Source organism: Acidobacteriota bacterium, assembly GCA_039028635.1.
In the GTDB taxonomy this organism is placed as follows: Bacteria; Acidobacteriota; Thermoanaerobaculia; order Multivoradales; family JBCCEF01; genus JBCCEF01.
In genome coordinates this window covers 1-7,879 of the sequence record JBCCHV010000108.1, presented here as the reverse complement: position 1 = coordinate 7,879, position 7,879 = coordinate 1, and the positions used below count along the sequence as shown (strand labels likewise).

Genomic DNA, 7,879 nt, shown 5'->3' with positions numbered 1-7,879 from the left:
GCCGGCCTCTTGGTTTAGGCCAGCAGGCCTCGGCGGTGCCGGCGTGGAGCGAAGCCTTCGTCCGCGGGGCAAGCACTCGGCAGTCCGACCCTAGGCCCGCGGAAGAAGAACGGAGGCATCTGTCTGAGCCGAAGGCGAGTTATGCCTCCGTCTGGAGCGGGCCGACCCGCAGGCCACCGACCTCCCGACGCGGACGACCAGCGGAGCGCAGCGCCGGCACCGTCGGGTGCCATCGCGACCTGACGATCCGGACCAGTGGAAAGAGCAGGAACCCGACCGAAGACCTCAGCTCACGAGTTGAAGACCCGAAGTGCAACCACACCCACCCTCCCCCCTCCCAAAAAGAGAGCTGGCCTCAGACCAAGAGGCCGGGAGGCCTCGGCGCCGCTGGAACGGAGCGCAGCCTGAGCCTGCGGGCGAGCACTCGGCAGTCCGACCCTAGGCCCGCGGAGGAGGAACGGAGGCATCTGTCTGAGCCGTTAGGCGAGTTATGCCTCCGTCCGCAGCGGGCCGACCTGCAGGCCTCGAAAGGCCCACGCAGGCGACCCGGCGGAGCGCAGAGCCAGTGGCACCGAGGCCGGCTCTCTACTCCCCACCGTAATCGATTTCCAGATGCTGGAAGCGCCAGCCCGAGAGCATCAGCAGACCGAAAGCGAGCAGCAGCAGCCCGGGGATCGCCACCCAGGCCGAGGGCGCCTCGGCAAGGAGAGCGAAGGGCAGATTGACCAGCGGCACCGGACAGAGGGCGTGCAGGTAGTGGAACACGCTCAGCTTCTTGAGCAACGGCGGCAGGAAGGCGTTGATCGACTCCCAACCGAGCACCAAGAAGACCGGAATGATGGGGTTGCGCACGAACAGGGCGAAACACAAGAAGACGGCGCCGTAGCCGATGGCCGCCAGCACGACCACCAGCAGGTACTGGAAGAGATGCGAGAACCCCGGACCGGCGAGAAAGAACTCGCGGGCGGCATGACCGTGGCGATGAAACTGGGGCAGGTAGGCCAAGACAAAGGTCACCAAGGCCGAGAATCCGAAGATCAAGCTCGCCGAAAGCACCCCGGCGCCAAACTTGCCGGCCATCACCACGCGCCTCGGAACCGGGCACAGAAAGAGGTGATGGAGGGTACGCTCGCGCACCTCACGGCGCACCAGACCGGTGAAGATCAGGACGCAGCCGAAGAAGGTGACCATCGGCAGGATGAACACCTGAAATGCCCAGGCGTAGGAGGTGGTGGCTTCGGACAGCCCCGGCGGCTGCTCGACCGCCAGGTGCACCAGGTAGACGATCGCGAAAGGGAAGGCCGGCAGCGCCGCCAGCAGCAGCAAAGCCAGCACTCCCGGGCCCCAGAGAATGCGGCCGAGCTCGAAGCGGAAGACCGCCAGCGCCTGTCGCAAGCGCGACTGCTGGGGCGAAGCCGGCGGAGCTGCCGGCGCGGTCATGGCGGTTTCCTGGGCGTCGGACGGGCTCATTGTCCCCCTCCCTGGCCGGGGCCGATCAAATAGTCATAGACCGCCGCGACGTCCGAATCGGACGGCGCCACGCCCTCGATGGCGAAGCCCTCTTCGAGCACCACCCGGTTGAGGTCGAGGTAGAGGCCGTCGGCGTCCTTGGTGCGCACCATCAGGCCGCCGCGATCTTCGTGGATCTTGATCTCGGTGACGTGCTCCTGCTCGAGAATGCGCGCCGCCAGCCGGGCCGGCCGGTCGCAGCGCACCCAGACCTGCAGCGGCTGCTCCTCGACCTCCTCGCGGACGCCCTCGATCTCGCCCTTGGCCACCACGTAGCCGGCGTTGAGCAGCACCACCCGGTCCGAGATCATGTCGACCTCGTGCAGGATGTGGCTCGAGATGATGACGTGCATGCCCTCCTCGGCCTGGCCCTTGAAGAGCTCGATCATCTCGGCCCGGGCCATCGGATCGAGGCCGTTCAGGGGCTCGTCGAGGAGCAGCACCGCCGGCCGGTGGCAGATCGCCTGGGCCAGCTTGATGCGCTGCCGCATGCCCTTGCTGTAGCCGGCGATCTTGCGGTCGGCGGCGCGCGTCAGGCCGACCCGGGCGAGCACCTGCTCGGCCCGCTCGGCGGCGGCAGGGCCGTCGAGACCGTGGATCTTGAGAATGCTGATCAGCTGGCGCCGACCGGTGATGCCGCGGGCGAAGCCCTCGTACTGAGTGGCGTAGCCCATCACCCGGAAGAGCTCCTCGGGGCGATCGGTGGGGATCCCCAGCACCCGAATCTCGCCGCGGGACGGCCGCAGCAGGCCGGCCATCAGGTTCATCAGGGTCGACTTGCCGGAGCCATTGGGACCCACCAGGGAGGTGATGCCAGGCTCGAGGCGCAGGCTGATGTGGTTGACCCCCAGGACCTCGCCGTAGAACTTCGAAACGCCGTCGAAGCGAACCGTGCCGTCGGAGCTCATGAGATCACCTCGTAGGCGCGCAGCTTGCGATTCAAGATCCACAGGCAGAAGGCGCAGATCAGAGCCAGGGACACCCAAGCGCTCCACAGCGGAATCGAGCCCGTCGAGGTGGAGAAGAACAGGCCGTCCCAGATGCGGGTGATGACGTTGCCGAGGTTGATCAGGTCACCCCAGCGGGTGTCGAAGATCTGGTTGGTGGCCTCGCCCAGGGCACCGGCGACGAAGAAGGTCGCGAACAGTGCCGTACCGGCGAGGATCTTCCACTTCAGCCAGGCGGAGAAGGCCACCGCCAGCAGCGCCAGGATCAAGATCCAGACCCAGGAGCCGACGAAGATGGCGAAGCCCGTTCCGAGGTACTCGGCGCTCCAGGACTCTGGCCGCAAGGTGCCGTTGAGGAACCAGGCCAGACCGACCGGCAGCCAGGTCACCGCTGACAGCAACACGAACAGCACCGTCAGCTTGCCGAGCACGTAGTCGAAGCGCGAGAACGGCCGGGAAAGGTAGAGCGGCAGAGCGTTGTTGGCGAGATCGGGGGCGATCAACCCGGGACCGATGAAGGCGGTGAGCAGGAAGGCCAGGAAGCCCTGCAACCGCAGGAAGTAGAAGAAGAAGGTCTGATCGATCGGCGGCAGGCCGCCGGCGTCGATGTTGAAGGCCTCGAGGGCCGGTAGGTTGTAGCGCAGGTAGACGACCAGCGTCGCGAATACGAAGGGCGCGAAGCAGAGGGCGAAAAAGCCGGTCAGCAAACGAGACTGGAAAACTTGCTGGCGCGCATAGCGACTGAGCACCAGGAAGCGCCAGCGCGGCGCCGTCAGGGCGCCCTCGAAGGGGCGGAGAGTACGCTCAAAGACCGCCATTGCCGTCCTCCATGGCCTGCAAGAAGATCTCTTCCAGGGAATCTCGTTTGTAGGTCAAGCGGCGGATCTGAACCTCCTGCTCGTGGGCCAGGCGGTAGAGCTCGCGCACCTCGAAGCCACTCGGCAGCACCGCCTTGAGGCGTCGCGGCCCGCGACCATTGCCGGAAACGGCGCACTCCACGCCGAGGGCCCGCACCGCCTGCGTGAAGGTCTCCTCGGGACCGCGCACCTCCATCTCCAGGAACTGACGGTTGGAGCGTCGCTCGGCGGCGAGGTCGCGGAAAACGGCGACTCGCCCCTCCTTGAGCACCAACACTTCGTCGCAGCAGCGCTCGACGTCGCGCAGCAGGTGCGACGACAGGATGATTTGGGTGTCGCCGCGGTCGCGAATCTCGAGAATGTGCTTCAGCATGCGCTCGCGGGCCGGTGGATCGAGCCCGTTGGTGGGCTCGTCGAGGAGCAGCAAGCGCGGCCCGTGGACAATCGCCTGGGCGAGCTTGGCGAGCTGCTTCATACCCAGCGAGTAGCTGCCCATCGGGCGATAGCGCGCTTCCCCGAGGCCGACGTAGAAGAGCGCCTCGTGGGCGCGCTCGAGGGCCTTGCCGGAGGGCAAGCCGGAAATCTCCGCCATCAGGCGGACGAAGCGCACCGCCGTCATCCCCTGGATGAAGGCGTCGCGCTCCGGCATGTAGCCGATCAGACCGCGAATCGCCGACACCTCGCGGCGCACGTCATGGCCGAAGATGCGGGCCGACCCGCCGGTGGGTGGATGAAAGCCGAGGAGGGTGTGCAGCAAGGTCGTCTTGCCGGCCCCGTTGGGACCGAGCAAGCCGATGCAGCGCCCAGCCATGGAAGCCTCGAGTCCTTTCAGGACCGGGAACTTCCCGAGGGTCACCTCCAGCTTGTCGAGCTCGATGATGGCGGTCATTTTCTGTTCTTCCCTCCCCTTCGTCGCCAGGCCTCGCACCACTCGCTGGCCTGCTCGCTCCTACGGCGACTCTGCCCAAGAAGTTCCACGAAAAGCCCCTGATTTTTCATTCTTCTGCGGGCGGCGAAACACGCCGCACGGCAGCCTACCAATGCACGGCCAAAGGGCCGGTGCAAGCACCGGCCCCAGGCCGCGGAACCCCCCGATCCAAAGGGCACCGCTCAACGTTGGAACGGACCTTAGATGCCCTCGGTCCCCAGCAAGTCCCCCATCCCGGCCAGGCCGAGCAGGGCCTGGTAGCCGAGACCGAAGGTGCTGCCCCAGTGGGTGCTCGCTACCCGGATCCGATCCGGCTCGCCAACGGCGTAGGCCAGACTCGGACGGCTGTCCTCGGTGAGCTGCTCGAGGGCCTGCGCCTGCTGCGGCGAGATCTTGCCTTCGCCGGAGAAGCGCCCGAGCTCGCCCATCACCGGCGCCAACACCGGACCGAGGTTCTGGTAGAAGAGCCCCGAGACGTTGGCATCCGATTCCGTCGGCAAGAGAGCCCGGAAATCCGCCGCCTGGGTGAGGGTGGCGCCGGCCGCCGCCAGATCGAGGGCACGATCCAGATGGGCGCGATCGGGCGCCGCCACCAGGTAGCCATCGCTGTAGACGTAGTGCACCGCCAGCGGATGCTGGGTTGAAGTGACGCGGTAATAGGTGCGCCCCTGGGCGACCTCCGAGTCGAGGCTGAGATCGACATCCTCGAGCTGCTCGCTGGCGCGCACCAGCAGCGCTTCGATGGCGAACTGCAGGGTGGCGGCGTCGTTGACCTCGAGAATCATCTTCCAGGCCGGCTTCGGCAGGATCGGCCCGTCGATCGCGAAAGCGACCTCGCCCCCGAGGGAGGCGGCGAGATCGGCGTGCAGGTCGATGCCGATCTCGAGCTCGATCTGGTCCATGGTGTCCTGATCCCGCGGATCGACCACCAGCAGGTCATCGATCATCGCGGCCGGCTGCTTGGCGATCATCGCCATCGCCACCGCCGCCTCCGGCGAGACGTAGTCGAGGGAGCCCATCGGGGCCGGCTCCGCCAGCCAAGAGGCAACGCCGCGGCGCTCACCGTCGAAGCCGATCTCACCGGAGGTCACCGAGCGCTGTTCGTCGCTCTGATGCTCGATGACGGCAATGTCGAAGTCGCTCAAGCCGAGGGCGTCGACCTCGTCGTTGGGCTCGATCATGGTGCCGAGGTCGCCGGCGAACAGCCACTGCACGCCGTCTTCGTAGGCCTCGTAGACCCGCGCCGAAAGCTCCGTGCCGTCGAAGGACGGGGCGTTGCCGGCGGCGGTGGCGATGCCGACGGCGAGGCCTTCCGCGCGCGGCGAGATCAGCAGCAGACCATCGCCCACCCAGGCCAGCAAGCCTTCGAAGTCGGCCCCTTCGGCGATCGGATCCTCGACCCGGCGGAGCACCTCGTGACCGGCTTCGTCGGCCCACTGCTGGGCCAGCTGATCGAGGTGGTGGGCGAGACCGGCGCGAATCACCTCGGCACCGACGAGGGGCTCTTCGACGCCGGCAGAACCGTTGTCGGCGAAGGTCAACAGCACCTCGTCACCGAGGTAGCTGCCGAGCTCGTGGACGGTGGTGATGGTCTCTTCGAGATTCTCCGCAGCGCCCGACGGCACGACGTTCTCGTTCCACCAGTCGGCCAGCACCGGGCTGGTCGCCAGGCGGTCCTGCAAGACCGCCCAGCTATCGCTCAGCGGCTGCGAGAAATTGGGCAGGGCCACGAACACCAGGGTGTCGGCGGGCACCGTGTCGAGAAGGGCACCGGCAGCGCGGGAGTCACTCGGCGTGATCCGCGCTTCGAGCTCGTCGCGCAGCACCCGCAGCTCGTTCATCAGCGCCACGTAGCGGTCGAAGTTGCGGCTCCAGGCGATCTCGTCGACCACCGGAACGGCGTCGAGGCTGTTGCCGGTGGTCACCTGGTCGCCCGGGCCGAGCACCGCTTCGCCGGCATCCTGGGCGACTCGTACCTCACCCTCCACCACCGCCACCCGCGAGCCCATCAGGCCGTTGTTGACGGAGAAGATGGTGCCGGTCACCGAGACCAGACAATCGTTGGTGGCGACATAGAGGTGGCGCGGACGCTGGTCCGCCGCCTCGACGATGATGTTGCCGCGGCCGAGGTGAATGGTGGTACCGCGCAGGCCGTGGCGAACCGCCACCTGGGTGCGCTCCTTGAGCTCGATCATGGAGCCATCCGAGAGCTCGAGCATGGCGGAGGAGCCGCGACCGGTGCGCACCACCTCACCGGGCTCGAAGCTCGCTCCCGGCGCCAAGGCGCCACCGTTGGCGGCGACTCGCATCAAGTGGCCGTCGACGGCGGCGACGGTCACCGGATCACCCCCACCGAGCACACCGGAAAGGGCGAGGAAGGCGGCCAGACCGACGGCGGCGAGGGCCATGGCGGCGACCGCCAGCCAGCGGGTGCGCGGGGCGCGCGGCGACGCGGCAATCGCCGGCTGGACGACCTCCTGGGAGCGGGCGGCGGTCAAGGCCCGGCGGCAGGGCACGCATTCGCGGCTGTGGTCTTCGAGCAGCAGGGCGCGGGCGGGCGTCAGCTCGCCGGCGAGGTAGCTCGGAATCAAAGCCTGGAAGTCGGCGCAACCATCGATGGTGTCGACGGTCGCGGAGGAAGGGGCGGGGGCGGCGACCTCGCGGGTCAGCCGCTCCCAGACGCGGTCCGCCGCCGCGCGGATTTCTTCAGAGCTCGGGGAGCGCTCCCGAACGGCGGCAACCGCCTCGTCGACGGGCGGGGTCAGAGTGTCGTCATGATTGATCATCGTCCCATCTCCTGAGCACGGACGAGCTCTTCCCGCACCCGGGCCCGCGACCGATGCAGGGTCACGGCAACGGCGGTGGGCGTCATACCCAACAGCTCGGCAATCTCGTGGTTGGCGTAGTCTTCGAAATAGCGCAGGGCGAACACCTCGGCGGCGGCATCGGTCAGGCGTCCCAAAGCGTCCCGCAGGGCGCGGCGCAGGGATTCGCGATCGGTGCTCGACCAGGGATCGGCGGCGGGATCGGGCAGGGTCTCGCTCATCTCACCGGCGTCTGCCGAAGCCGGATTGCGACGCCGACGGCGCAGCAGGTCGAAGGCGGCGTTGATGGCGGCACGGTGCAGGTAGGGTCCGGCATCACCGGTCAGGGCGAAGTCCCCTTCCCGCCGCAACAAGCGCATGAAGACGGTTTGTAGAACGTCCTCCGCATCCATCGCATCACCGGTGATGCGAAAGGCGGCTCGGAAGACCCGTTCGTGGTTCTTCCGGTAGAGGAATTCGAGCTGGTCGGACACAGGCTCGCTTTGGGTGGCAACTTGCAAAATAGGCTCCTTCGGTTAGTCCTCGACCATCACTACGTAGCGCGGTCGAGTTCCTTACATCCGAAGTCGAAGCCTCTGAGATCGAATGGTGCCTGATCGCAGATTGCCGGGCAAGTCCGGTTTCAACGAGCAGCCGTCTGCCAGCAGCCTGCTGAAAAAGTCCGCTTCGCGGATTTTCCAGCGCTGCTAACTGTCTATTTCGAGAGGGGCTACGCGCCCCTGACTGCGCGTCCCGGGCTGAGCGCCCCTGACTGCGCGTCCCGCTCCGGCCTAAGAAGCATGGTTCTTGGGCCTCCTCTCCCGTCGCGGCGGC

6 protein-coding genes are annotated in these 7,879 nt (G+C 67.2%); all 6 read right to left on the bottom strand.

Going from position 1 to position 7,879, the window contains the following annotated elements; genetic code table 11:
• Positions 1 to 585: 585 nt before the first annotated feature.
• The 6 genes from AAF604_24575 to AAF604_24550 all read right to left on the bottom strand — a co-directional run bounded on the left by AAF604_24575 (position 586) and on the right by AAF604_24550 (position 7,539).
• Positions 586 to 1,470, bottom strand: coding sequence for an ABC transporter permease (locus tag AAF604_24575; protein MEM7052860.1), 885 nt, complete (start codon positions 1,468 to 1,470; stop codon positions 586 to 588).
• On the bottom strand, positions 1,467 to 2,417 hold the full coding sequence (locus AAF604_24570; GenBank protein MEM7052859.1) for an ABC transporter ATP-binding protein: 951 nt from the start codon (positions 2,415 to 2,417) through the stop codon (positions 1,467 to 1,469). The genes AAF604_24575 and AAF604_24570 overlap by 4 nt, the downstream gene beginning before the upstream one ends.
• On the bottom strand, positions 2,414 to 3,274 hold the full coding sequence (locus tag AAF604_24565) for a hypothetical protein (GenBank protein MEM7052858.1): 861 nt from the start codon (positions 3,272 to 3,274) through the stop codon (positions 2,414 to 2,416). The genes AAF604_24570 and AAF604_24565 overlap by 4 nt, the downstream gene beginning before the upstream one ends.
• A complete protein-coding gene (locus AAF604_24560) occupies positions 3,261 to 4,202 on the bottom strand; it encodes an ABC transporter ATP-binding protein (GenBank protein ID MEM7052857.1) in 942 nt (313 codons plus the stop codon). Before AAF604_24560 ends, AAF604_24565 begins: the two co-directional genes overlap by 14 nt.
• Positions 4,203 to 4,441: 239 nt before the next feature.
• The gene (locus AAF604_24555) at positions 4,442 to 7,027 is read right to left on the bottom strand and encodes a FecR domain-containing protein (GenBank protein ID MEM7052856.1); all 2,586 of its coding nucleotides are present in this window, start codon (positions 7,025 to 7,027) and stop codon (positions 4,442 to 4,444) included.
• Positions 7,024 to 7,539: a sigma-70 family RNA polymerase sigma factor gene (locus AAF604_24550; GenBank protein MEM7052855.1), complete on the bottom strand. Its 516-nt coding sequence runs from the start codon at positions 7,537 to 7,539 to the stop codon at positions 7,024 to 7,026. The genes AAF604_24555 and AAF604_24550 overlap by 4 nt, the downstream gene beginning before the upstream one ends.
• Positions 7,540 to 7,879 lie beyond the last annotated feature (340 nt).

What these genes read in the sequence shown, in the direction of transcription:
- AAF604_24575 (MEM7052860.1), bottom strand. Translation starts at nt 1,470, where the DNA reads ATGAGCCCGTCCGACGCCCAGGAAACCGCCATGACCGCGCCGGCAGCT.
- AAF604_24570 (MEM7052859.1), bottom strand. Translation starts at nt 2,417, where the DNA reads ATGAGCTCCGACGGCACGGTTCGCTTCGACGGCGTTTCGAAGTTCTAC.
- AAF604_24565 (MEM7052858.1), bottom strand. Translation starts at nt 3,274, where the DNA reads ATGGCGGTCTTTGAGCGTACTCTCCGCCCCTTCGAGGGCGCCCTGACG.
- AAF604_24560 (MEM7052857.1), bottom strand. Translation starts at nt 4,202, where the DNA reads ATGACCGCCATCATCGAGCTCGACAAGCTGGAGGTGACCCTCGGGAAG.
- AAF604_24555 (MEM7052856.1), bottom strand. Translation starts at nt 7,027, where the DNA reads ATGATCAATCATGACGACACTCTGACCCCGCCCGTCGACGAGGCGGTT.